This is a genomic window from Streptomyces sp. NBC_01384 (assembly GCF_045040035.1).
Lineage (GTDB): Bacteria > Actinomycetota > Actinomycetes > Streptomycetales > Streptomycetaceae > Streptomyces.
In genome coordinates, this window is record NZ_CP109559.1 from 4,429,470 (window position 1) to 4,453,793 (window position 24,324).

Below are 24,324 nucleotides of genomic sequence, written 5' to 3' on the forward strand. Positions count from 1 at the left end.
TTGGCCTGTGACCTGTGGCTGGTCCCGCTTGTCGACGTGTTGTGCCACACCCCCGACAACCCCTTCGCCGAGGAACTGGCGCTCTACGACAAGGTGCTGGGCGAGGCCGGGCTCCCGCCGGTCCCGGTGTACGCGTACATGCCGGGGCTGTCCGGCGATGTGGCCCCGGTCGCGGGCTTCGACTACGACGCGCTGCACTTCCTGCGCCGGGCGTATCTGCTCCAGATGTGCGGCCTCGCGGTGACCCCGGTGGACGAACTGGGCGGCGACTACGAGCAGTTGCTGGAGATGTTCTCGACGAACGCCCAGCAGTCGCACCTCGTGTGGCACTACGACCACGCGGGCGCGTACGTCCCGGTCGACTTCCCGCACCCGCTCGCCAACGACGAACTCCTCGCCGGCGGCGGCCCCCTGGGTTCCTCGCAGGCCTTGCTGCGCGAACTCGAATTCGTGGCCCCGTCGATCGGCATCGACCCGGCCAACCCGCCGGCCGCGCCGCAGCCGCCCATGGCCCCGACGGAGCTGGAGGAACCGGCCGCGCCCGCCCCGTACGACGCGAGCCCGTTCGCCCGCGAACGGCACGTGTGGCTGGGCCTGCACGCGGCGGCGACCCGGAGTCTCGCCCAGGGCTCGATGATCATCTTCAGCTAGCCCGGCCGCTCTACCGCGCCGGACGGCCGGCCGGCCGGCACGAAAGCCACCGCCGCCGCCCGTCCGTTCGCCGTAGATCGTCGTCGCGGATGGGCATGGCGTGGGCGGCGCCCCGGGTCGGCCGAAGCGTCACCGGGGGCGCCGTCGCGCCGTCGGCCCTACTCGACGATGCGGATCGTGCGGATACCCGTACCCCGGTACCGGGTGGGTGTCCTGGTCAGAACAGGGCGACCGCGAGGCCAGTCGACAGTGGGCAGAGCCATGTGCAGCACATGGGCACCGCTCCAGTCCGGCTCACCCTTGTCGCTCTGTTCCTCGCCCCCGGAGGCAGCGGTCCTCAGGCGCTTGCCCACGGCGGCCGCCGCCGCGAAGTCAAGACCCTCGATGTTGACGGACGGCAGCGCGCCGAGGTGTTCGGCCACTCCCGCCCGCTCGCGCTCGGCGGCGGCCAGGCTGAGTGCCGGGACGTAGACCCGCAGGGCCGGGTCCTTCTCGGCCTCGACGACGAGCCGGGAGGCCATGCTGTTCCCCGCGCCGAGCGCGAGCGCGGCCGTGTCGTCGAGGATGACGGCACGCGGCAGCGGGTAGTGGTCCCTCTCCGTCACTGGACCTCTCCGATGCGCCCGGCCTCGAGGTCGGCCCACAGTTTCTCGCCGGCCTTCTCGTCCTCCTCCGTGTACGGCCTGCCAAGGAAGTGCTCCTCGACGTACGCCCTGGTCTCCTCGTACCGCTTCCGCAGCTCTTCCTTGGTGGGCGTGGCCCCGGCCAGCTCGGCCACGAGGTCGCGCATAGTGATGCCGCGCTCCCGAGCCAGCTCCAGGAGGCGGTCCCGGACAGCGGGGTCGACCTTGATCGTGGTGTCAGCCATAGGGGCAGTATACCGCCGGTATACCGCCTCCGGGCGTGCGAGTGCGACGGTCATCGGTGGTCCGTTTCTCTTGGTTTCTCTCGGGGACCCGGCCGCGCGGTTGCACACCGGGAGTCTCCTCGGGCCCTACGCCGGCTTCGGCCGCCCGCTCAGCAGCACGCGGGCCAGTGCGCCGCCACGCCGGGCGGCTTCCCGGTAGGCGGATGCGCCGGACTTACGGAAGTCAACGGTGCGGATCTCGACGGTCGTGACCGGAGCGGCGGCTGCCGATTCAGCCAGGTTCTCGACTTTTTGAGGTTCACCCGCGAGGGGCTCGATGCCGTACAGAGTGTCGAACGCCTCGTACACGGTGAGGAGTTGACCTACCCCCCCCGTCCCGGCGAACCACCCGTCGCAGCTGCCGGGATTCCTCCAGCTCGCGCAGGGCATCCGCGATCCGCGCCCGCCCCTCCTTGCGCTGCTCGGCATGCGTGCGGATGGTGGCGCGGGCGCGGTTCGAGAGTCTCAGGAGGTATGTCAGTACGCCTACGGCGCACCAGGAGATGCTCCGGTCGCGGACGAGGGCGTCACTGAAGACTGAAAAAGCGTGCGTGGGCGCCGTACGATGAATACGCATCGGGAGGGCTTTCTCCTGGTGTCGAGCCCCCGGGTGTTGGCGCACCGCGGGGGCGTTTCGTTGGCGTGACTCTATGGGCACTCAGAGCGACCGACGCAAGCCGAACTCCCTTTTCCCTGGCAGACGTTCGCGTTCTTCACCCCTGGGAGTGAAGCGCGGAGCGCAGGAGCAGGGTGTGGACGAAGCGGCCGTCCGCGCCGGGGCGGTAGCGCCAGCTCAGGGGCCAGGTCTGGCCATCCAGGGCCGGGACGGGGACGTACGACACGCGCTGCGGGCCCGCGGTGAGTCTGGTGACCCCGTCGGGCCATGTGCGGTGCGAGGTGCTGCCGGCGGGGACCAGGAAGTACACGGCTCGGCATCCGTTCGCCTCCTCGACGACCGGCCCCGGGTCACCACCCGTCATCTTCGCGAGGGCGTCGGCCACTTGGCGACCGGTGTCGCCGTCCACGCGTACGGCGTCGAACTGGACGCCTGCCTTGCGGAGTTGGATGCCGGTGATGGGGATCCAGTCAGGGATGAATGGGGGTTCGTGGATGTTTGTTTCGTGACTTTGTGTATCCATGGGGACAGTTCTCGCAGGCCGCGTTAGCGTTTTCCATGACTCTGCGTCGCCGGTCGATCACGGTCGGGGATGGGTGGCGTGGTGTTGAGACCGGTTGAGATCAGTTGAGTTCGGAGGTGACCGTGATGGCGCGGGCGGAGAACAAGGTCGAGGCGGGTGGGACGGCTCAGCTCGTTGCCGCCCTGGCGAGAGCCCTGCGCGAGCAACAGCGTTTGTCTCAGGAGCAGTTGGGCAAGAAAATCGGCTACACCGGTTCGGCGGTCAGCGCCATGGAAACGTGTGCGCAGCCCGCGAGCGACCAGATGCTCGTCAAGCTGGAGGAGACGATCGGTGGCGGGCTCGGGGTCTTCGAGAAGGCCCGCACGTTCGTTCTGTTGGACAAGTATCCGCCGCAGTTCAAGGACTTCTCGTTGATGGAGGCGCGGGCGGTGACGTTGTCGTCGTACGTGACGTACGTCGTCAACGGTCTTTTTCAGACCGAGGATTACGCACGGGCGCTGATCGGCGGCGGCTATCCGAAGCTCACCGATACCAAGGTGAACGAGCTGGTCGAGGCGCGCATGGCACGCAAGAAGCTCTTCGCGCGCGACCCGACCGCGATGATCGAGATGATCCTCGACGAGACGGTGCTACGAAGGCCGTTCGGAAACCGGGAGATCCTGCGCGGGCAGCTGCACTCCCTCGTCGAGGACGCGCAGCGGGACAACGTCAGCATCCAGGTGATGCCACTGGACCGTGGCTTGCGCGGTACTCACGCGGGCGCCCGCGGAGACATGACTCTGGTGGAGACCGAAGAGCACCACCACATGGTCTACATGGAGATCGAGGACGAGAGCCACCTTGTCAGCAATCCCGGCAAGGTCGCCCAACTCTCGCACCGCTATGCGAAGATCCGCACACAGGCTCTGAGCCCCGACGACTCGCTGAGCCTCATCGAGCGGTTGGCAGGAGAAGAGTAGCGATGACCAGCACCTTGCAGTGGTTCAAGTCGAGCTACAGCAATGACAGCGGCGGTGAATGCCTTGAGGTCGCCTACGAAAAGCGGGAGACCATCCACGTTCGCGACTCCAAGAACCCGGAGCTGCCGTCCCTCGCGGTGGGCGCCCCGGCTTGGTCCGCCTTCCTCATGTGGCCCCACTGAATGTGACACTCCCACCCCCACCTGTCACATTCTGAATCCACACCACCTGCGGGTGGCCGTCCGACGAATCGGCCCCGGCCCGCCGGGAGCACGGCAAGCTGCTCTCATGAGCAGTCACGCCCCGCCAGGGATGGGCGCCGTCTACCGAGCGGTGCTGGACACGATGGCCGAGCATGGTGCGCGTCAGCCACCGATCGCGCAGATCGCGCGCCTGGCCTTGACCAACCGTCAGTTCCTCTACCGGAACTGGCCGAAGCCCGAGAACCTGTTCCGAGACGCCTGCGCGGCGGAACTGAACCGCATCCTGAGTGTGGCGGCTGACACGGAAGCCACGGGCACGGGGGACGGCCCGACGCCGCCGTCCTGCCACGTGATCGCGCAGATCGTGCGCGCCGCCCGGCTGCTCCGCGAGCACCCCGTGACCGAGGCAACCGCCCGCACCAGCCCCGACCTCTGCCTCGCCGCTCTGGCGGGGTCCGCCACACCGCTGCACCTGCGGGCCCTCCATTGGCTGCGTGGGCGCCTCTACACCCTGCACTCGGGCGGCGACCTGGAGATCATGGCCGACGCCCTGTTGACCATCGCGACTCCGTTCGCGCTCATCCCGCCCGCATCCCCGGGCCCCGCCGAGCGGACACGCCTCGACACCCAACTGTGCTCAGCCCTGCACTCGTGCCTGAGTTCGCCCCCGGCCTGCACCAGCTGCGGCACCAAGAACCCGCCGGCCCCACACCAGGAGGGGCCGACGGGCTGAGTCACGAGCGCGTGTGAAAGACGGCCGTGCCGTCCTGCGTCAGCTTCCAGTTGGTGACCGCGAAGTCGGCGGGGTCTGGGGTGCCCTTGAATTCGAGGCCCTGCTGGACACCCTCGACGAGCTGCGCGTACCGGACGGCTACAAGGCCGAGATCATCAGGGGGAACATCGTCGAGTCGCCGTGGTCGAAGGGGTACTACGTTCGCGTCATGAATCTGGTGTGCAGGCAGCTTCAACCACACCTGCCCGAAGACCACCTCATCAGCCAGGCACCCATGCTTTTCGTCTTCCCTGGGGTCGAGCGTGCCTACGGCCCGGATATCCATGCCGCACATGAGCGGGCGCTGGACACAACGAGCAACCGCCTGGACGGCGAAGCCCTCTCCTTCGTCGCCGAGCTGGCCTCCCCCTCCACCCGCGAGGACGACCTGGCCGACAAGGTCGCGGCCTACGGCAGGGCGGGCGTCCCCGTGTACCTGGTCCTCGACATGCAGGAGGAACAGGCGACGGTCTTTTGGGCACCTACCGCCAAGGGTTACGAGGGCAGCTTCCCCAAGCCGTTCGGTGAGGAGCTCCATATCCCCGACCCGTTCGACTGCACCCTCGACACCAGCGGATTCCATGCGCCTCAAGCAAAAAAGCCGGAAGCGGACGACGAGGGCGCCGAAAAGGCTTGACAGCAGGGAAGCCGCGCCCCGCCGGGATGCGGGGCGCGGCTTCCCTACCGGGTCAGAACACCGGCGTGCCGTCCTGCGTGAGCTTCCAGTTGGTGACCGCGAAGTCGGCCGGGTTCAGGGTGCCCTTGGACGTGACGTAGTCGATCATCAGCTGGCGGATCTCGTTGGTGGAGCTGTAGGCGATGTCGGCGGCGGCGATGTGCGGGTAGCCGCTGCCGCCGTTGGCGCGGTAGTTGTTCACGGCGACGACGAAGACCTGGTCGTCGGCGATCGCCGCGCCCTTGTAGGTGAGGTTCTTGATGCGGGAGCCCTCGGCCTGCGCGATGTCGATGTCGTACTCGACGCCGGCGGCGGTGTCGTACATGTAGTCCCAGAAGTTGTTGGCGTTGGTGACGGTGGCGGTGTCCACCTTCGTGCCGGACGCGACCTGGTGGTAGTACTTCGCCGCGTACTCCAGGTAGTCCTTGAGCTGGGCGCCGGTGAGCTTCTTGCCGTACAGGGTGTTGTCGTAGATGTAGAGCCCGGCGACGTCGCGGATGGTGACGCTGCCCGCCGGGATGTCGGCGGTGCGGCTGAAGGGCGCGGCGACCGAGATGAGCGGGAGGGCCGCGTCGGCCGTGGACAGGCCGGAGGCCACCGACGCCATCTGGACCTGGTGGATGAAGTCCATGACCGGGACGTCCTTCCAGCAGGCCTCGGCCGCGGAGAGGTCCGCGGTACACGTGCCCACCGGCGTGTTGACGTACTTCACGACCAGGTCGTGGTCGGCCTTGAGGAGCTCGGTGATCTCCGGGTCCTCCGCGACCGCGTTGCTGTTGAGGGTCTGCGCCTTGGTGCTGGTGACCTTCCACTGGCCGTGGACGAGTTCGAGCTCGAAGTCGAAGACGGTCAGGCGCATGCCCCAGCAGTACGGCTCGGAGAGGATGACGTCCTTGCCGGTCTCCTCGTTCTTCACCGTGTACGACGAGACCTCGGTGTGCGTGTGACCGACGAGGATCGCGTCGATGCCGGGGACCTGCTGGGCGACGAGGTTCGAGGCGTTCTCGACGTAGGGGAGCTCACTGCCGTACGACGAACTGCCGTCCAGGCCCGAGTGGTCGGTGAGGAACACGACGTCGCAGCCGAGGGCGCGCATCCGCGGGACGTACTTCTTCGCCTGCTCGACCAGCCCGGTGAACGCCATCTTCCCGGCGACGTTGTCCTTGTCCCAGAGGGCGATCCCGGGGTTGGTGAGGCCGAGGATGCCGACCTTGATGTCCGGGGCGCCGGGGACGCAGATGCGCTTCACGGTGTACGGCTGGAAGGCGGGGCGCAGGGTCTTGGCGTCGAGGGCGTTCGCGCCGAGCAGCGGGAAGTGGCACTGCTTCTCGAACTTGCGCAGGGTCTCGATGCCGTAGTTGAACTCGTGGTTGCCGAGCGCGGCGGCGTCGTAGCGCATGGCGTTCATGGCGACGGCCATGGGGTGCTTGGAGCCGCGCTTGCCGTTGGTGCCGACGATGGGGTCGACGCGGGCGTAGTAGTACGCCAGCGAGGTGCCCTGGATGATGTCGCCGGCGTCGACGAGCAGGACGTGCTCTTCGCCCTTGGCCGCGCGCTGCTGCTTGATGAGCGTGGCGACGCGGGCGACGCCGACCGAGTTGCCCGCCCTGTCCTTGTACGCCGCGTTCGTGTAGTAGTCCCAGTCGAAGACGTGGCTGTGCAGGTCGGTGGTGCCCAGGATCGAGAACGACCAGGTACGGGGCGCCTTTTCGGGCTTGCGGTCCGAGGCCTGGGCCGGGGTCGCGGCGACCGACCCCGCGACGGTGACGGCCGCCCCGGTGACGGCCGACTTCTTCACGAACTCCCGGCGGTTCATGGGATTGACGGGCATACGTGTCTCCTGGGACTGGCTGAAACTTGGCTGACGGGAGCAACTGCGCGAGCGGTGCGGGGACTTTGGGCACTACACGCGTAGATAGTCGCCGCGTCCCGGCCTGCCGGGAACCAGGAACAGGCCATGTCCAGGTCAAGGATGGGCATGGTGGGCCGAGGAGAAAAAAGAGGGGCGCCCGAGTGGGCGCCCCTCGAACAAACTCAACGCGGCTGTCAGATGAACGAGTTGATCTCGATCGTCTCGTCGCGGCCCGGGCCCACGCCGATCGCGGAGATCGGGGCGCCGGACATGTCCTCCAGCGCCCTGACGTACGCCTGGGCGTTCTTCGGGAGGTCGGAGAAGGACTTCGCCTTGGTGATGTCCTCCGACCAGCCCGGCAGGGTCTCGTAGACCGGCTTCGCGTGGTGGAAGTCGGTCTGGGAGTACGGAAGTTCCTCGACGCGCTTGCCGTCGATCTCGTACGCCACGCAGACCGGGATCTCCTCCCAGCCGGTCAGGACGTCCAGCTTGGTGAGGAAGAAGTCGGTCAGACCGTTCACGCGGGTCGCGTACCGGGCGATGACCGCGTCGAACCAGCCGCAGCGCCGGTCACGGCCGGTGGTGACGCCTCGCTCGCCGCCGATGCGGCGCAGCGCCTCGCCGTCCGCGTCGAAGAGCTCGGTCGGGAACGGGCCCGAGCCGACGCGGGTCGTGTACGCCTTGAGGATGCCGATGACCCGGCTGATCTTCGTCGGGCCGACGCCCGAGCCGGTGCAGGCACCGCCGGCAGTCGGGTTCGACGACGTGACGAAGGGGTACGTGCCGTGGTCGATGTCGAGGAGCGTGCCCTGGCCGCCCTCGAAGAGCACGACCTTGTCGTCCTCCAGCGCCTGGTTGAGGATCAGGACGGTGTCGGCGACGTACGGCTTGAGCCGGTCCGCGTAGCCCAGCAGCTCCTCGACGACCTGGCCGGCCTCGATGGCGCGGCGGTTGTAGAGCTTGGTGAGCAGCTGGTTCTTGACCTCGAGGGCCGCTTCGACCTTCTGCGTCAGGATCGACTCGTCGTAGAGGTCCTGGATGCGGATGCCGACGCGGTTGATCTTGTCCGCGTAGGTGGGCCCAATGCCGCGCCCCGTCGTACCGATCTTCCGCTTCCCGAGGAAGCGCTCCGTCACCTTGTCGACAGTGACGTTGTACGGCGTGATGATGTGAGCGTTTCCGCTGATCAGGAGCTTGGAGGTGTCGACGCCGCGCTCGTTCAGTCCGTTCAGCTCGGAGAACAGGACCGACGGGTCGACAACGACTCCGTTTCCGATCACCGGTGTGCACTCCGGCGTGAGGATTCCGGAAGGGAGGAGGTGGAGGGCGTACTTCTGATCGCCCACGACTACCGTGTGGCCGGCGTTGTTGCCGCCCTGGTAGCGCACCACATAGTCCACGGATCCACCGAGCAGGTCGGTGGCCTTTCCCTTGCCTTCGTCACCCCACTGAGCACCGAGCAGCACAAGTGCGGGCACAGGCGTACACCCCTTCCGGGCGGGGCATGTCCAAGGTCGGGGACGTACGCGGCTGGTTTTCGATACGGCTGCGTACGCCGGCGACCTCCTTTGGCCGCGACCGTCGGACCGGATGCCCCGGAATAGACGAAGCCCCTGGCGCAATAGCGCAAGGGGCTCTTGCACAAAGATGCTACCCGAGGAAGCGAGGCATGACCGAGGTGGTGGCTTCCGACCAGCTCCTTGTGGTCATCGACCCGGTCGCCCGTCGGACGGACGGCGAGTCTGTACGGATCGCAAAAGACGTGCTCAGCGCGGGTGCGGCGACGAAAGTATGCCTACCGGAAGGGCCCGAGGAATTTGCTCGGGCGCTGGCCCGGAGGGGGTCACGGCGGCCGGTCGTGGTCGGCGACGACCGGGCGCTGCTGCGCGCTGTGTCCCTTTTGCACCGACAGCGGGAGCTGGCCGTGTGCGGGCTGTCATTGGTACCGGTGGGGGGTGTGCTCGCGCTGGCGCGGTCCCTGGGGGTGCCGACGGGGGCGGTGGCCGCCGCGCGGGCCGTGCTCGACGGGGCCGAGCGACGGCTCGACCTGCTGGTCGACGACAGTGACGGGGTGGTGCTCGGGGCGTTGCGGATTCCGTCGGTGCCGTCTCTGTCTCCGGTGGCCGAGGACTCCTGGGGCGGGTCCGCGGCCGGGGGCCGCTCCGGAGCCGGTTCCGGGGCCGGGACCGGTCCCGGAGGTGGGACCGGCTCCGGGGGTGGGGCTGGGGCGCACCCCTGGCTGCGTACCTGTCAGTCCCTCGTCCGCACCCTGGCCGCCCGGCCCGCCCGCTTGGCCTCCGTCCCCAGGCCCGGCCCGGCCCGGCTGCGCATCGAGGTCGACGGCGTCACGCTCGTCGACCTCGACCAGCCCGTGGAGGCCGTGTCCGTGACCCCCGGGGTCGCGGGCGGCGCGGCGGTCGAGGTCCGGCCGGTGTCCGTGGGCGCGGCGGCTTCGCCGCTGCGGGTGGTGGGGCGACGGGTGACCGTGTCCGGGGCGGACTTCCGGTATCGGGCGGACTCGGTGATCTCCGGGCCTGTGCGGACTCGGACGTGGACGGTTCGGGAGGGGGGATGGGGGCTCACGTTGCCGGGCTGAGGCCATGGGTCTCGCCCCGGGAACGGGGGATCAGCCCGTGTGGCCCGGCCGCGCCGGAGGCAACGTCGTGTCGGACTCGCCGGAGTCGTCGGACTCGTCCTTCAACGCCACCCCCGTACAGCCCAGCTCCCGCGCCCTGCGCATCAACACCGCGAGCTTGGCGGCCGCCGCGGCGTGGGACAGCCCGAGCGGCGGCCGGATGTTGGAGAGGCAGTTGCGGTCGGCGTCCGTGGTGCGGCCCGGGCGCGGGTCGTGGGTCAGGTACGCGCCCAGCGAGTCCGCGGCGGACATACCGGGCCGCTCCCCGACGAGGACGACGACCATGCCGGCCCCCAGGGCGTGCGCGATGTCGTCGCCGAGGGCGACGCGCGCCTGCTCGGCGAGCACGACGGGAGCGACGCGCCAGTCGGCGGGAAGCCGCTCCGTCGTCGCGCGCACCACCGCCGCCGCATGCTCGTGCACCGCCCGGCTCGACAGCCCGTCGGCGACCACGAACACCACGTCCCAGCCGTCACGGGGCAGATGCGCACGGTCCAGGTCGTGCAGCCGGCGCCCCAGATCGGGGCGCTGGAGATACGTGAGCCGGTCGGGAGCCGCACTGCGCACCCGTATCGTCGGCATACCCGTCAGCGCGGACGCCACCACGTCGGGGTCGAACGGCGAGTGCACCGCGTCCCGCGCGGCGGCGTGCGCGGCCTGCAGTTCGAGCCGGTGCCGGGTGGGCAACGCCGAACCCGCGCGCCCGAGACCGATGCGGGCCTGGGTGTGGCGACGGAGGGCGGCCCACAGGGCGGCGTCGGACTCGGGCTCGGACTTGGGTCCGGGCTCGACCAGAGCCCGTACAAGCGTCGCCAGTCGCTGGTCCGTCATGCCGCGAGCTCCTTGCCGATCGTCATCAAGGGGTGGGCCGTACCCGTCACGTCCCGTATCCCGCCCACGTCGTCCAACAGCCCACTCCGCTCCAACCACGCCTCGAACTCCGGCGCGGGGCGCAGCCCGAGCACCTCGCGCAGATACAACGCGTCGTGGTACGAGGCCGACTGGTAATTCAGCATGATGTCGTCGCCGCCCGGCGTGCAGATCACGAACGAAGCGCCCGCGACTCCGAGCATGGTCAGCATCGTGGCGATGTCGTCGTCATCGGCGTCGGCGTGGTTGGTGTAGCAGATGTCCAGGCCCATCGGCAGGCCGAGGAGTTTGCCGCAGAAGTGGTCTTCCAGGGCCGCGCGCAGGATCTGGCGGCCGTCGTACAGGTACTCCGGACCGATGAAGCCCACCACCGTGTTCACGAGCAGCGGCTCGTAGCGGCGGGCGACCGCGTACGCCCGTGCCTCCACCGTCTGCTGGTCCACCCCGTGGTGCGCGTCGGCGGACAGCGCGCTGCCCTGGCCCGTCTCGAAGTACAGGGCGTTGGAGCCGACCGTGCCCCGGGCCAGCCCCCGCGCCGCCTCGTATGCCTCGTCCAGGAGCCCCAAGGTGACTCCGAACGACGCGTTCGCGGCCTGCGTACCGGCGATGGACTGGAAGACGAGGTCCACCGGGGCGCCGCGTTCCATCAGGTCGATGCTGGTGGTGACGTGGCACAGGACGCAGGACTGGGTGGGGATGGAGTAGCGGTCGATCACTCCGTCCAGGAGGTCCAGCAGGTCCCGTACCGCCTTCGGGCTGTCCGTCGCCGGGTTGATGCCGATCACCGCGTCGCCGGAGCCGAGGAGCAGCCCGTCCAGCAGGGCCGCCGCCACGCCCGCCGGGTCGTCGGTGGGGTGGTTGGGCTGGAGACGGGTGGCGAGGCGGCCCGGCAGGCCGATCGTGGAGCGGAAGGCGGTGATCACCCGCACCTTGCGGGCGACCGCCACCAGGTCCGCGTTGCCCATCAGTTTGGAGACCGCGGCCACCATCTCCGGGGTCAGGCCGGGGGCGAGTGCGGCGAGCGTCGGCGCGTCCGCCGCCTCCGACAGCAGCCACTCGCGGAACTCCCCGACGGTGAGGCCGGACACGGGTGCGAAGGCCGCCGCGTCATGGCTGTCCATGATCAGGCGGGTCACGTCGTCGTCCTCGTACGGGATCACCGGCTCGGCGAGGAACCGGGCGAGCGGAACCTCCGCCAGCGCCCACCGGGCGGCGACGCGCGCCTGCGCGGACTCGGCGGCGAGCCCGGCGAGCCGGTCGCCGGAACGCTCGGGACTCGCGGCGGCGAGCAGCCGGGCCAGTCCGTCGAACTGGTGGGTCCGGCCGCCGAGGACGGCGGTGTAGGTGCTCATGTCCGCGACCGTACGAAGGGTCGGGCGCCGGGGTCCACGCCCGGGCCGAGAGTTAACGCAGACGTTCGCTCCAAAGGTCTATCTAAAGGTCTAGTTGACAAACATTTAACGCCCCGACCTGGAATCCGACTCATTCGCACAGCAGGATTCCGGCTCGTCGCACACACCGATCACACGCCGATCACCCACACCGACGACGTCGGCGTGAACTGGAAAGGGGCCACCCGATGGCAGTACAAGAGGGCATGGCCCCTGGGGCACCGGACACCGCGGAGGCGGGCGGAGGGACTGTTCACCGGCTCAAACCGAACGCGATCGGGCTGCTCGGCGTGGTCTTCATGGCCGTCGCCACCGCCGCCCCGATCACCGCCATGACCGGCAACGTGCCCTTCATGGTCTCCGCCGGCAACGGCATCGGCGCCCCGGCCAGCTATCTCGTCGCAATGGTCGTCCTGGCGATCTTTGCGGTCGGCTTCACCTCGATGGCGAAGCACATCACCTCCACCGGAGCGTTCTACGGCTTCATCTCGTACGGTCTCGGCCGCACCGCCGGTCTCGCCTCGGGACTGCTGGCGACCTTCGCCTACGTCGTCTTCGAGCCGGCCCTGATCGGCATCTTCTCGACCTTCGCCACCGGAACCCTCAAGGACCAGACCGGACTTGACGTGCCGTGGTGGGCGTTCGCGATCCTGATGCTGGCCGTCAACGCCACGGGTACGTGGTTCGGGGTGTCCGTCGCGGAGAAGCTGCTCGTCGTGCTGCTCGCCACCGAGGTCACCATCCTCGCCGCCATGGCGATCTCCGTCGCCCTGCACGGCGGCGGGCCGCACGGCTTCACCTTCGGCCCGGTCAACCCGGTCAACGCCTTCAAGGGCACCAGCGCCGGGCTCGGCCTCTTCTTCGCCTTCTGGTCGTGGGTCGGATTCGAGTCCACCGCGATGTACGGCGAGGAGTCCCGCGACCCGAAGAAGATCATCCCCAAGGCGACGATGATCTCCGTCCTGGGCGTCGGCGTCTTCTACGTCTTCGTCTCCTGGATGGCCATCACCGGCAACGGCGAGTCGGAGGCCGTGAAGGCCGCCTCCTCCGCGAACCCCCTCGCCCTGTTCTTCAACCCCACCGAGCACTACGTCGGCCACTGGGCCGTCGACGTCATGCAGTGGCTGATGATCACCGGCTCGCTCGCCTGCGGCATGGCCTTCCACAACTGCGCGGCCCGTTACATGTACGCCCTGGGCCGCGAAGGCGTCCTGCCCTCGCTCCAGCGCACGATCGGCCGCACCCACCCCCAGCACGGCTCCCCGCACATCGCGGGACTCGTCCAGACGGTCGTCAGCGCCCTCCTGATCGCCGCGTTCTGGATCGCCGGCAAGGACCCGTACACCGGTACCTATGTGCTGCTCGCCATCCTCGGCACCATGGCCATCCTGGTGGTGCAGGCGGTGTGCTCCTTCGCGGTGCTGGCGTACTTCCGCAAGAACCACCCCGAGAGCAAGCACTGGTTCAGGACCTTCACCGCCCCGCTCATCGGCGGTCTCGCGATGCTCGGCGTGGTCGTCCTGCTGGTGTCCAACATGGGCGCCGCGGCCGGTACCGAGTCCGGCTCCCTGATCCTGAAGGCGACCCCCTGGATCGTCGCCCTGATCGCGGTGGGCGGAGTCGCCTACGCGACCTATCTCAAGCGCAAGGCTCCGCAGCGGTACGCGCTGCTGGGGCGGACGGTGCTGGAGGAGACCAAGGAGAGGTAGGACCGAGGAGAGGCAGGACCAAAGGAGAGGCAGGAACGCCGCTTCTCTCTTCGGCGAGGGCTCTCAGCCCTCGCCGAAGTGCTGCTCCCGGTGGACCCGCCAGCGCTCCATCATCATGGCGATCTCACCGTCGACGAACTCGAAGAAGGCGAGCGTCTCGGCGAGACGGCGGCCGGCGGGGGTCTCACGGCCCAGGCTCTCGACCCCCTCGCGCAGGGCGTACTCCCAGCGCTTGAGGACCGCCTCGCGGTTGGTGAGGGCCTCGTACCACTGGTTGCTGTGCACGCGGTAGCGCTCGCGGCGCGAACCGGGCTCGCGCTCGCGCGAGACCATGTGCTGCTGGGCGAGGTAACGCACGGCGCCGGAGACCGCGGCGGGGCTGATCCGCAGCTGCTCGCCGAGTTCGGCGGAGGTCAGGGTGCCGGTGTCGGAGGCGAGCAGCGCCCCGAAGACGCGGGCCGGCATCCGCTGCATCCCGGCCTCGACGAGCTGCGCCGCGAAGCCCTCGACGAACTGGGAGACCGCTTCCTCGTCCCGCGCCGTCCCGGTGGGTTCGGTCATCACTCGATCATCTCCCCTGCTCCCGCACCATCCTCAAGGGTATCCAAAGTTTATATGTTTCCTTAACTTCATAAATTTGTGAAAGTAGCGTACGTTCTGAAGCATGACGAAGGCAATCGCCGTCTCCGGGCTGCACAAGTCGTTCGGCGGGACGCACGCGCTGGACGGTCTCGACCTCGACGTCGAGGCGGGCGAGGTGCACGGGTTCCTCGGTCCGAACGGCTCCGGGAAGTCCACCACCATCCGGGTCCTGCTGGGCCTGCTGCGCGCCGACTCGGGCTCGGCGCAGATGCTCGGCCGGGACCCCTGGGCCGACGCGGTGGAACTGCACCGCCACGTCGCGTACGTACCCGGCGACGTGACCCTGTGGCGCAACCTCTCCGGCGGCGAGGTCATCGACCTGTACGGGCGGCTGCGCGGGGGCCTCGACCGGGCGCGGCGGGCGGAGCTGATCGAGCGGTTCGAACTCGACCCCACCAAGAAGGGGCGCACGTACTCCAAGGGCAACCGGCAGAAGGTCGCCCTCGTCGCCGCCTTCGCCTCCGACGTCGACCTGCTGATCCTGGACGAGCCGACCTCCGGCCTCGACCCGCTGATGGAAGAGGTCTTCCAGCGGTGCGTCGAGGAGGAACGCGACCGCGGCCGGACCGTCCTGCTCTCCTCCCACATCCTCAGCGAGGTGGAGGAGCTGTGCGACCGCGTCAGCATCATCCGCAAGGGCCGGACCGTCGAGAGCGGCACCCTCGCCGACCTGCGCCACCTCACCCGTACCAGCGTCACCGCCGAACTCGTCGGCCCGCCCAACGGGTTGGCGCACCTGCCCGGCGTGCACGACCTCGACGTACAGGGGAAACGGGTCAAGCTCCAGGTCGACACCGACAAGCTCGACGCCGTACTGCGCTCCCTCACCGACTCGGGCGTACGGTCCCTGACCTCGACGCCGCCGACCCTGGAGGAACTGTTCCTGCGGCACTACCAGGACGACGCCCCCGTGAGCACCGAAGGGGCGATGGCACGATGACCACCGCGACCCAGGCCGTACGGGGCGGGGTACGGGCCCGGGGCTCCCGCCACCTCGCCGGAACCGGCACGCTGTTGCGGTTCTGCCTGCGCCGCGACCGGCTGATGATGCCGCTCTGGGTCGGCGTGATCGGCCTGATGGTGCTCTCCCTGCCGAACTCCCTCAAGGCCGTCTACAGCACCCCCGCCGAACGCGCCGACCTCGCCCGCCAGATGCTCACCAACAGCTCACTGCGCGCCACGTACGGGCCGGTGTTCAGCGACTCGCTCGGCGGACTCACCGCCTGGCGCATCGGCGGCTACGCCGGTCTGTTCGCCGGGATCATGAGCCTGCTCGTCGTCGTACGGCACACCCGCGAGGAGGAGGAGAGCGGGCGCCAGGAACTCATCTCCTCCGCGATGGTGGGGCGCCGCGCCCCGCTCACGGCGGCACTGCTGGCCGCCCTCGTCGCCAACGGCGTCCTCGCGCTGCTCATCGCGGGCGGGCTGGCCGGCCAGGGCGGTGCCGGGGCGCTGACCCTCGGGCTGGGCGTCGGGGGTGTCGGCATGGTCTTCGCCACCATGGCCGCGATCGTCGCCCAGTTGACCGAGAGCGCGCGGCTCGCGAAGGGGCTGACGGGCGGGCTGCTCGGCGCGGCGTTCGTGCTGCGCGCGGCGGGCGACTCGTCCGTGAACGACGGTTCGTCCCCCCTGACCTGGGTGTCGCCGCTGGGGTGGCTGGAGAACCAGCGGTCCTTCGCGGCGGAGCGGTGGTGGGTGCTGTCGCTGTTCGCCGCCGCCGTGGTGATCCAGGGCGCGGTCGCCTACCAGCTCGCCGGACGGCGCGATGTCGGGATGAGCTTCCTGCCGACGCGGCCGGGGCCCGCGGAGGGGCGGCTCGGGTCGGCCGGGGCGCTGGCCTGGCGGTTGCAGCGGGGTGCCGTGCTCGGGTGGAGCCTCGGGTTCCTCGCCGCCGGGGCCGCGTTCGGCGGGATGACGAAGGGGGCGTCCGATCTGGTCGGCACCAACGAGAAGACCCGCCACATCATCGAGAGGATGGGCGGACAGTCGGGGATCACGGACGCGTTCCTCGCCGCGATGGTCGGCATGCTCGGGATGGTGGCCGCGCTGTACGTCGTCTCGTCGGTGCTGCGCCTGCACGGTGAGGAGACCTCGCAACGGGCGGAGCCGGTGCTGGCGAACGCGGTGGGGCGGTCGCGGTGGGCCGGCGGGCACCTCGTCATCGCCTTCGGCGGGGCGGCGTTGATCATGCTGCTGGGCGGACTCGGTCTCGGCCTGGGGTACGGCCATGAACTCGGGGCCGTTGTCGGTGCGTGCCTCGTCCAGATCCCGGCGATCTGGACACTGGGCGGACTGGCGGTCCTCCTCTACGGAGTCTCACCCCGACTGGCGCCCGGCGCCTGGGGCGCGGCCGGGCTCGCTCTTCTGCTGGGCTGGATCGGCCCCGCCCTCGACGTCCCCCAGTCCGTCATGGACCTCTCCCCCTTCGGCCACCTCCCCAAGTTGCCGGGCGGAGACATGGCGTGGACCCCGGTACTGATTCTGCTGGGGGTCGCGGTGGCTCTCACCGCGGTGGGGGTAGCGGGGTTGCGGCGACGGGACATGAGCACATGAGGGTGAGGCGGGTCCTTCTTCAGCTGCCGGCGGGTGGGGGCCGGCCGCGCAGTTCCCCGCGCCCCTGACGGGGCGCTCCTGGGGCGTCAGAGCTGGACGTTCAAGGCCTCCAAGCCGCGGATCACGAAGTTCGGCTTACGGGTCGGCTCGGTGGTGAGGTGAAGGGTGGGGGCACGGTTCAGCAGGGCGGTGAGGGATGAGGTCAGTTCCAGGCGGGCCAGGGGGGCGCCGATGCAGTAGTGAATGCCGGCGCTGAAGGAGATGTGGGGGTTGTCGGCGCGGGAGAGGTTCAGCTTTTCCGGGGCCTCGAAGACCTTGGGGTCGTGGTTGGCGGAGCCGAAGAGCATGGCGATCTCCGCACCGCGAGGAACGGTCGTGCCGTCGATCTCGATGTCGTCCAGCACCCAGCGCTCGAAGAGCTGGAGCGGGGTGTCGTAGCGCATCAGCTCCTCCACCGCCGTGGGGATCAGGGAGCGGTCGGCGCGCAGGGACGCCAACTGGTCGGGGTTGCGGAACAGCGCCCACCAGCCATTCACCGTGGCGTTCACCGTCGCCTCGTGCCCCGCGTTCAGCAGCAGGACGCAGGTGGAGATCATCTCCTGCTCGGTCAGGCGGTCACCCTCGTCGTGCGCGGCGATGAGACCCGAGATCAGGTCGTCGCCCGGCTCCTTGCGGCGCGTCGCGATCAGCTCGCGGAGGTACTCCGTGAACTCCACCGACGCCCGGACCGCCTTCGCCGCCGTCTCCTCGGAAGGGTTCAGCTCGTACATCCCGCAGATGTCCGCCGACCACGGCCGCAGCGGCGCCCGGTCGGACTCCGGGATGCCCAGCATCTCCGCGATCACCGCCACCGGGAGCGGCTCGGCGACATCGGTGAGCAGATCACCGCCGCCGGCCGCGACCAGATCGGCGACCAGCTCGTTCGCCAGCCGGTCCACATACGGCCTGAGCTGCTCGACCGTGCGCGGCGTGAACGCCTTGGAGACCAGCCGTCGGATCCGCGTGTGGTCCGGCGGCTCCAGGTCGAGCATCCCGTGGTCGTTGAGGACGTGGAACGGCTCGTGCTCAGGCGGTGGTGCCGTCCGCCCGAAGTCCTCGTGCGTGAAACGGTGCTGGTACGTCCGGCCCAGACGCCGGTCCCGCAACAGCGCCGACACGTCCGCGTGGTGCGGGACCAGCCACTGGTCGGTGGGCTCGTAGTAGTGCACCCGGCCTCGCTCGCGCAGCTCCTCGTACGCGGGATACGGGTTCGCCACGAACGCCGGGTCCCAGGGGTCGAAGGCCAGAGCGGTCTGCGGGGAACGCGAAGACTGCGGAGTCTGTGGAGACGGCGGAGTCTGTTGAGACTGCGGGGTGTGCGAGGCTGCCATGGGCGGACGCTAGCCCGACTCGCGCCCGCTGAACAGGGGTGTCTCGGCGAGCGGGCCACCGTCCCCCTGGTCAGCCCCTGGTCGCCTCGGTGGTCGCCTCGGTGGTCACCTGGGGGTGATCAGTCGTGCCTCGTAGGCGAAGACCGCCGCCTGGGTGCGGTCCCGCAGGCCCAGCTTCACCAGGATGCGGCTCACATGGGTCTTGATCGTGGACTCGGCGACGAACAGCCGCGAGGCGATCTCCGCGTTCGACAGCCCCTGGGCGATCAGGACCAGCACCTCCGTCTCGCGCTCGGTCAGGTCGCCGTAGGCCGCCTGCGCCGTGGCCGACAGCCGCGGGGCGTCCGCGAGCTTGGAGAACTCGGTGATCAGCCGCTTGGTGACCGAGGGCGCGAGCAACGCCTCCCCGGCCGCCACCACCCTCACCCCCTCGGCGAGTTGGCGCGCCGAGGCGTCCTTGAGCAGGAACCCGGAGGCCCCCGCGCGCAGCGCCTGGTACACGTACTCGTCGAGGTCGAAGGTGGTGAGCACCAACACCTTCGCCGCGCTGTCCGCCGCGACGATCTCCCGGGTCGCCTCGATGCCGTTCAGCTCCGGCATGCGGATGTCCATCAGCACGACGTCCGGGGTGAGCTCGCGGACCCGCTCGACCGCGTCCCGCCCGTTGACCGCCTCGCCGACCACCTCGATGTCCGGCATCGCGCCGAGCAGCACCGAGAAGCCCTCGCGGACCATCACCTGGTCGTCGGCTATCAGGACGCGGATGGTGCCGTTCGTCATCCAATTTCCTCCGCCGCCGGCAGCGGTACCGGCAGGAAGACCGTCACCTCGTATCCCCCGTCGTCCGTCTCGCCCGCCGTCATCTCGCCGTCCAGCATCGTGACCCGCTCGCGCATCCCGGTGATGCCGTGCCCCGCGCCGTGTGTGGACTTCACCAGGATGGCGGCCGGCGCGGGACCGTTGACTATGCGCAGCCCGAGCCCGCCGAGAACGTAACCGATCTCCACCCGGGCCGTCGCGCCGGGTGCGTGCCGCAGGGTGTTGCTCAGTGCCTCCTGGACGATGCGGTACGCCGACAGCTCGACGCCCTGCGGGAGTTCGCGCACCGCGCCCGTGACCGCCTTCTCGACGCTCAGGCCCGCCTCCCGCACATTGGCCAGCAAGGCGTCGAGGTCGGCGAGGGTGGGCTGCGGGGCGTCCGGGGCCTCGTAGTCCTCGGCCCGCACGACCCCGAGGACGCGGCGCAGCTCGGTGAGCGCCGCCACCGCGTTCTCCCTGATCGTGACGAAGGCCTGCTCCAGCTCGGGCGGTGGATTCTCCACCCGGTAGGGGGCGGCCTCCGCCTGGATGGCGACCACCGACATGTGGTGGGCGACCACATCGTGCAGCTCGCGGGCGATGGTGGTGCGCTCCTCGAGCAGGGTGCGCTTGGAGCGCTCGTGCGCCGTCTCCGACTGATGGGCAGTCACCTCCTGCTCGGCCTCGCGGCGTATGTGGATAACGGTGACGACCAGAAGGGCCAGGGCGGAGACGAACAGCAGCGGCGCCGTGTTCGTCGAGAAGTGCCCAGGGCTGGAGAAGGACTCGGCCAGGAATCCGTACACCGCCGTCAGCGCCCACATCCAGGCGGCGGTGCGCGGCCTGGTGCGCAGCGCCACGACCGTCAGCACCGTCAGCTGGGCGACGAAGCTGCCGGTCGACCAGGGCCGGTCGCCCCCGGAATCGCGCAGCACGGCGACGACCGGAGTCGCGGCCATGGAGAACCAGAAGGCACCGACCGGCCGGACCAGCGTCAGCAGGACGGGGATCAGCACGAGAAGGCAGCACAGCAGGGTGCCGAAATCGCCGCTGCCGTCACTGCCGAAATAGGCGCTCAGCATCGCCAGCAGACCGACCGCCCCGACCACGGCGTGCGGGGTCCAGGCCACATACTCCCTGATGGCCTCGGGCAGGCGTCGGGTGAGCGGGCCGTCCACCCGCATCCGGGGCAGCGGGCGGTAGGCGAAGGCGTCGTGGAACAGGTCCTGCCGCAGCCCGCGCAGGGCGTCCGCGGCCAGCCGGAACTCCGGGCTGCGTGGCTTGGCCCCGCCCGGCGGCGTCATCTGCATCGTCTGCGTCTGGGTCGTCTCGGTCACATTCAAAACGGTAGGCCGCCGGTTGGGTCGCGGTCGTCACCAGTGAGACGGGTCCTGCGGGATCCGTCTCAGGTACTACGGGTATCCCCCGGGGCAGATCCGGGGCAGATCCGGGGAGGTCAGTAGCCGGCCGGGCGTACCAGTCCCGACTCGTAGGCGAAGACCGCGGCCTGAGTGCGGTCGCGCAGGCCCAGCTTCACCAGGATGCGGCCCACGTGGGTCTTCACGGTCTGCTCGGCGACGACGAGGCACTCGGCGATCTCCGCGTTCGACAGGCCCTGCGCGATGAGCGCGAGCACCTCCGTCTCGCGCTCGGTCAGCTCGCCCACCCGTTGCTTGAGCGGGGCGCGGGGTGTGGAGTCCAGGCGGGAGAACTCGGCGATGAGACGGCGCGTGATCCCGGGTGCGAGCAGCGCGTCGCCCGCCGCGACCACCCGTACCGCCTCGGCGAGCTGGTCGGCGGACGCGTCCTTGAGCAGGAACCCGGAGGCTCCGGCGCGCAGCGCGTCGTACACGTACTCGTCGAGGTCGAAGGTGGTGAGCACCAGCACCTTGATGTGGGGTGTCTCGCCGGTGATGCGTCTGGTCGCGTCGATGCCGCCGAGCTCGGGCATGCGGATGTCCATCAGGACGACGTCCGGGGCGAGTTCGGCGACCTTGGCGACCGCGTCCAGGCCGTCCACCGCCTGGCCGACCACCTCGATGTCGGGCTGGGTGTTGAGCAGCACGGTGAAGCCCTGGCGGACCATCTGCTGGTCATCGGCGATCAGTACGCGGATGGTGCCGCTCGCGCTCGTCATGGGGTCTCTTCTCCTGTCGGGCGTGCGGGGCTGTCGTCGGTGGAGCCGTCGCCGGTGGTGCGGTCGTCGCTGGTGCGGTCGTCGCTGGAGTCTTCGTCGGTGGAAGCGACGCCGTTGCGGGGCAGGAAGGCCGCCACCACGAAGCCGCCGTGCGACGTCTCGGAGGTCACGAGCGTGCCGCCCAGCATCGCGGCGCGCTCCCGCATACCGAGCAGACCGTGCCCCGCGCCCGGGGACGGCGGGGCCGGGCGCTGCGGTCTGGAGTTGATGACCCGCACCTGAAGACCGCGCGGGAAGTGCCACAGCTCCACGCGGACCACCGAACCGGGCGCATGCCGCAGGGCATTGCTCAGCGCCTCCTGGATGATCCGGTACGCGGACAACTCCACACCGGGCGGCAGGGGGAGCTGCTCGCCGGTGATCTCCGTGGCCACCTCGAGGCCGGCGGCGCGGGTGTTCTCGACGAGGGCGTCGAGGCGGTCGAGCGTGGGTTGCGGGGAGTTGGGGGCAGCGCCGGTGCCGGCCCCGAGGCCGTACGGGTCCTCCGGGTTCTCGGAGCGCAGTACGCCGAGGACGCGGCGCAGCTCGGTCAGTGCCTCCAGGGCGTTCTGCCGGATGCCCTCGAGGTTCTCCTTCAGCTCCTCGGACGGGTTCTCGACCAGGTGCGGGGCGACCTGGGCCTGGATGGAGATGACCGACATGTGGTGGGCGACCACGTCATGCAGTTCGCGTGCGATCCGGCTGCGCTCCTCCAGGAGGGTGCGGCGGGCGCGCTCCTCCTCGGTCTGCGAGGCCTGTTCGACGAGTTGGGTGCGGCCGCGCAGGGCGATACCGAGGAGGACGACGGCGGCGAAGACGACGACCGCCAGCATCCCCGTCGAGCGGAAGGCCTGTCCGCCGACGATGCCCTCCAGGAAGTACGTCGTCAGGGCGGTCACGGACAGCGCGCCGACGGCCACGCGGGTGGGCACCCGCAAAGCGAGGAAGAAGAGCACGAAGGCGTGCGCGATGATCGCGGTCGAGCTCCACGGCCACTCCGGGCCAGGGTCCAGGACGAGTGGCCTGGCGGGACCCAGACCCGGGTCCGGGATGGCCACCGCCATCTGTTCCCTGACCGCGGCGGCGGCCACGACGGCGCCGCCCAGCGACAGCCACCAGGCCACCACGGGCCGCCACAGGGCGAGGGCGATGGTCACGCCCTGCGCGAACCCGATCACCGTGCCCAGCACCAAGCCGAGTTGATCGCCGGCGGTCTGGTCGTGCGCGCCCCCGACCGCGATCCCGAGGGCGACCGCGCACACCACGACGTGCGGCAGCCAACGCAGTAATCGGGGCCTGGACAGCGGGAGCAGGGGGGCGGCGGACGGAGACGTGAGATCGGTGAGGATCTCGCGCAGGAGGGTGCGTGTGTGGTGGATGCGGGCGGAATAGGTGTCGGGGAGCGTGGCTCTGCGGGCGGCGTCGTCGGGGGTGGGCTTGTGGGCTGGGTGGAGCGCGGACTCTGCGGCGTCCGAGCTGCTGTTTCGGCGCGGGTCCGCGGTGCTGGGGCAGCCCGGCCCCGTAAGGCTTGGGTGGCTCGGCCCCGTAAGGCTGGGGTGGCTCGGGTCCGTAAGGCTGGGGTGGCTCGGGTCCTGAGTGGTGGCGTCGGGCATGGAAGGCTCGCTGTTCGGGTCCCTGGGCTCGGCGCTGGTCACTTGATCAACCCTAAGCACGGCGGGCCGTTCGTGTACCCGCCTGACCGCCGCGACGGTGGACGCGGACGATCCGGGACGGGCGACCTGTGCCGCGGCGCGAACCCTGTTCGTAGGAGCGAAAGGCGGCCCAGCAGACAGTGAGGGCGAGGGCGAAGACCGGGAGCCAGGCGAGGCGGGCGGCCACCCAGCCCAGGTCGTCGGGGACCATGTGCAGGCCGGGCAGACGGCCCCCGAGCAGGCCCACCGCGGTGACCGCCATCAGGGACGTCTGGTGCCAGAGGAATATCGTCATCGCGGACAGATTGACCAGGGCCACCGCCGCCCAGGCCGGCGGCCGCCGCATCCACCGGCGCAACGGCTCGCGCAGCAGCAGCGCGAGACCGCACTGGGCCAGGCCGAAGGTGACCGCGGCCAGTGTCGGCGGGTTCAGGTTCGAGACCGCCGAGCCCGGGACGCCGACCATCGACGCCGGGTATCCGGCCCACGCCACCAGCGCCGCGGTCGCCGCCGCGCCGCAGAGGAGCAGCACCCAGCCCGCGCGCCGCCGGTCCAACTCGCCGCGCGTCCAGGCCGCGCCCAGCGTGTAGGGGACCAGCCAGCCCGCCGCCACGTTCACCCAGCCGAGCCAGGACGGGCCGCCGAGTCCGAATCGAATCAGGTCCACGTGGAGAACGACGGCCAGCGGCCACAGCGGGTTGATTCGGGTGAGGAGAGGGGTCGCGGCCGTCAGCGCAGCGAAGACCAGGAGGAACCACAGCGGGGACAGGGCGAGTTTGACGAGGGTGTGGACCGTCTCGACGCCGGTGCCGGACAGGAGCAGGCAGGTCGTGGCCACCGTCCACAGCGTCAGTACGGCGGCCACCGGTTTGAAGAGCCGTGCGAGGCGGGTGCGCAGCCACTGGCCGTACGTCGTGCCGCGTGCCCGCGCCGACGCGTAGCCCTTCGTCGCCACGTGACCGCCCACCAGGAAGAACACGGCGAGCGTCTGGAAGACCCAGGAGATGGGGGCCAGCCACGGCATGCGCTGTAACGGGCTCGCCGTGTGCAGCGCGCCGCCGTCCACGACCAGGGCCGTCACCAGCCAGTGGCCGAGGACCACGCCGAGGATCGCGAAGGCGCGCAGGGCGTCGACGGCACGGTCTCGCTCCGCGGGGGTGGCGGCGTCGATTCGGCGGACGCCGTCTCCTGCGGCGTGGGTTGCGGTTCGTATGGCTTGGGCTGCGGTTCGTGGCGCGTGGGTTGCGGTTCGTATGGCTTGGGCTGCGGTCCTTGGGGCGTGGGTTGCGGTCCTTGGGGTGAGGGTTGCGGTCCTTGGGGCGTGGGTGCCTGCCAGGACAGGTGCAGTGGGGCGTTTGCCTTGCTTCGG

At 69.9% G+C, this 24,324-nt stretch carries 24 protein-coding genes; 9 read left to right on the forward strand and 15 right to left on the reverse strand.

The window, feature by feature from the left end; all coding sequences use genetic code 11:
• The gene (locus OG747_RS20200; RefSeq protein ID WP_405880727.1) at positions 1 to 651 is read left to right on the forward strand and encodes a hypothetical protein; all 651 of its coding nucleotides are present in this window, start codon (positions 1 to 3) and stop codon (positions 649 to 651) included.
• A gap of 158 nt (positions 652 to 809) precedes the next feature.
• Here OG747_RS20200 and OG747_RS20205 read toward each other — a convergent pair whose 3' ends face one another.
• The 4 genes from OG747_RS20205 to OG747_RS20220 form a co-directional block, all read right to left on the reverse strand.
• Positions 810 to 1,256, reverse strand: coding sequence for a hypothetical protein (locus tag OG747_RS20205; RefSeq protein WP_405880728.1), 447 nt, complete (start codon positions 1,254 to 1,256; stop codon positions 810 to 812).
• Positions 1,253 to 1,519 carry a hypothetical protein gene (locus OG747_RS20210; protein ID WP_405880729.1) on the reverse strand — a complete coding sequence of 89 codons (267 nt, stop codon included), beginning with the start codon at positions 1,517 to 1,519 and terminating at the stop codon, positions 1,253 to 1,255. The genes OG747_RS20205 and OG747_RS20210 overlap by 4 nt, the downstream gene beginning before the upstream one ends.
• A gap of 126 nt (positions 1,520 to 1,645) precedes the next feature.
• Positions 1,646 to 1,867 carry a hypothetical protein gene (locus tag OG747_RS20215; protein WP_405880730.1) on the reverse strand — a complete coding sequence of 74 codons (222 nt, stop codon included), beginning with the start codon at positions 1,865 to 1,867 and terminating at the stop codon, positions 1,646 to 1,648.
• A 404-nt stretch (positions 1,868 to 2,271) separates the two neighbouring features.
• Positions 2,272 to 2,697, reverse strand: a complete 426-nt coding sequence (locus OG747_RS20220; protein ID WP_405880731.1) for a hypothetical protein — start codon at positions 2,695 to 2,697, stop codon at positions 2,272 to 2,274.
• Between the two features lie 125 nt (positions 2,698 to 2,822).
• Between OG747_RS20220 and OG747_RS20225 the strand changes: the two genes are divergently transcribed.
• The 4 genes from OG747_RS20225 (at position 2,823) to OG747_RS20240 (ending at position 5,268) form a co-directional block, all read left to right on the forward strand.
• Positions 2,823 to 3,656 (forward strand): helix-turn-helix transcriptional regulator, encoded by an 834-nt coding sequence (locus OG747_RS20225; RefSeq protein WP_405885609.1) that lies wholly within the window; start codon positions 2,823 to 2,825, stop codon positions 3,654 to 3,656.
• A gap of 2 nt (positions 3,657 to 3,658) precedes the next feature.
• The gene (locus OG747_RS20230; RefSeq protein ID WP_405880732.1) at positions 3,659 to 3,838 is read left to right on the forward strand and encodes a DUF397 domain-containing protein; all 180 of its coding nucleotides are present in this window, start codon (positions 3,659 to 3,661) and stop codon (positions 3,836 to 3,838) included.
• A 106-nt stretch (positions 3,839 to 3,944) separates the two neighbouring features.
• Positions 3,945 to 4,592: a hypothetical protein gene (locus OG747_RS20235; RefSeq protein WP_405880733.1), complete on the forward strand. Its 648-nt coding sequence runs from the start codon at positions 3,945 to 3,947 to the stop codon at positions 4,590 to 4,592.
• A 34-nt stretch (positions 4,593 to 4,626) separates the two neighbouring features.
• Positions 4,627 to 5,268: a Uma2 family endonuclease gene (locus OG747_RS20240; protein ID WP_405885610.1), complete on the forward strand. Its 642-nt coding sequence runs from the start codon at positions 4,627 to 4,629 to the stop codon at positions 5,266 to 5,268.
• A gap of 52 nt (positions 5,269 to 5,320) precedes the next feature.
• On the opposite strand, the gene OG747_RS20245 is transcribed toward OG747_RS20240, so the two are convergent.
• On the reverse strand, positions 5,321 to 7,138 hold the full coding sequence (locus OG747_RS20245; RefSeq protein WP_405880734.1) for a 5'-nucleotidase C-terminal domain-containing protein: 1,818 nt from the start codon (positions 7,136 to 7,138) through the stop codon (positions 5,321 to 5,323).
• Between the two features lie 215 nt (positions 7,139 to 7,353).
• Entirely contained in the window at positions 7,354 to 8,637 is a 1,284-nt protein-coding gene (locus tag OG747_RS20250) for an adenylosuccinate synthase (RefSeq protein ID WP_405880735.1), read from the reverse strand.
• Between the two features lie 191 nt (positions 8,638 to 8,828).
• Here OG747_RS20250 and OG747_RS20255 point away from each other — a divergent pair, with 191 nt between their 5' ends.
• On the forward strand, positions 8,829 to 9,755 hold the full coding sequence (locus OG747_RS20255; RefSeq protein ID WP_405880736.1) for a diacylglycerol kinase: 927 nt from the start codon (positions 8,829 to 8,831) through the stop codon (positions 9,753 to 9,755).
• A 30-nt stretch (positions 9,756 to 9,785) separates the two neighbouring features.
• Here the strand turns inward: OG747_RS20255 and eutC are convergent, their stop codons facing one another.
• Both eutC and OG747_RS20265 read right to left on the reverse strand, forming a co-directional pair.
• Positions 9,786 to 10,625, reverse strand: coding sequence for an ethanolamine ammonia-lyase subunit EutC (gene eutC / locus OG747_RS20260; protein ID WP_405880737.1), 840 nt, complete (start codon positions 10,623 to 10,625; stop codon positions 9,786 to 9,788).
• Positions 10,622 to 12,016, reverse strand: coding sequence for an ethanolamine ammonia-lyase subunit EutB (locus OG747_RS20265; RefSeq protein ID WP_405880738.1), 1,395 nt, complete (start codon positions 12,014 to 12,016; stop codon positions 10,622 to 10,624). The genes eutC and OG747_RS20265 overlap by 4 nt, the downstream gene beginning before the upstream one ends.
• Before the next feature lie 227 nt (positions 12,017 to 12,243).
• On the opposite strand from OG747_RS20265, the gene OG747_RS20270 reads away from it, so the two are divergent.
• Entirely contained in the window at positions 12,244 to 13,764 is a 1,521-nt protein-coding gene (locus tag OG747_RS20270; RefSeq protein WP_405880739.1) for an APC family permease, read from the forward strand.
• A 63-nt stretch (positions 13,765 to 13,827) separates the two neighbouring features.
• Here OG747_RS20270 and OG747_RS20275 read toward each other — a convergent pair whose 3' ends face one another.
• Positions 13,828 to 14,325 carry a GbsR/MarR family transcriptional regulator gene (locus OG747_RS20275; RefSeq protein WP_405880740.1) on the reverse strand — a complete coding sequence of 166 codons (498 nt, stop codon included), beginning with the start codon at positions 14,323 to 14,325 and terminating at the stop codon, positions 13,828 to 13,830.
• 103 nt (positions 14,326 to 14,428) lie between these two features.
• Here OG747_RS20275 and OG747_RS20280 point away from each other — a divergent pair, with 103 nt between their 5' ends.
• Together OG747_RS20280 and OG747_RS20285 are read left to right on the forward strand one after the other, a co-directional pair.
• The gene (locus OG747_RS20280) at positions 14,429 to 15,346 is read left to right on the forward strand and encodes an ATP-binding cassette domain-containing protein (protein ID WP_405880742.1); all 918 of its coding nucleotides are present in this window, start codon (positions 14,429 to 14,431) and stop codon (positions 15,344 to 15,346) included.
• On the forward strand, positions 15,343 to 16,959 hold the full coding sequence (locus tag OG747_RS20285; protein WP_405880743.1) for an ABC transporter permease: 1,617 nt from the start codon (positions 15,343 to 15,345) through the stop codon (positions 16,957 to 16,959). Before OG747_RS20280 ends, OG747_RS20285 begins: the two co-directional genes overlap by 4 nt.
• An 86-nt stretch (positions 16,960 to 17,045) precedes the next feature.
• Here OG747_RS20285 and OG747_RS20290 read toward each other — a convergent pair whose 3' ends face one another.
• The 6 genes from OG747_RS20290 to OG747_RS20315 all read right to left on the reverse strand — a co-directional run bounded on the left by OG747_RS20290 (position 17,046) and on the right by OG747_RS20315 (position 24,168).
• Entirely contained in the window at positions 17,046 to 18,329 is a 1,284-nt protein-coding gene (locus OG747_RS20290; RefSeq protein ID WP_405880744.1) for a cytochrome P450, read from the reverse strand.
• A 105-nt stretch (positions 18,330 to 18,434) separates the two neighbouring features.
• Positions 18,435 to 19,109 (reverse strand): response regulator, encoded by a 675-nt coding sequence (locus OG747_RS20295; RefSeq protein WP_405880745.1) that lies wholly within the window; start codon positions 19,107 to 19,109, stop codon positions 18,435 to 18,437.
• Positions 19,106 to 20,464 (reverse strand): sensor histidine kinase, encoded by a 1,359-nt coding sequence (locus OG747_RS20300; RefSeq protein WP_405880746.1) that lies wholly within the window; start codon positions 20,462 to 20,464, stop codon positions 19,106 to 19,108. Before OG747_RS20300 ends, OG747_RS20295 begins: the two co-directional genes overlap by 4 nt.
• Before the next feature lie 119 nt (positions 20,465 to 20,583).
• Entirely contained in the window at positions 20,584 to 21,264 is a 681-nt protein-coding gene (locus OG747_RS20305; protein ID WP_405880747.1) for a response regulator, read from the reverse strand.
• The gene (locus OG747_RS20310) at positions 21,261 to 22,958 is read right to left on the reverse strand and encodes a histidine kinase (protein ID WP_405880748.1); all 1,698 of its coding nucleotides are present in this window, start codon (positions 22,956 to 22,958) and stop codon (positions 21,261 to 21,263) included. Before OG747_RS20310 ends, OG747_RS20305 begins: the two co-directional genes overlap by 4 nt.
• Before the next feature lie 10 nt (positions 22,959 to 22,968).
• Positions 22,969 to 24,168 (reverse strand): acyltransferase, encoded by a 1,200-nt coding sequence (locus OG747_RS20315; protein WP_405885611.1) that lies wholly within the window; start codon positions 24,166 to 24,168, stop codon positions 22,969 to 22,971.
• Positions 24,169 to 24,324: the final 156 nt, after the last annotated feature.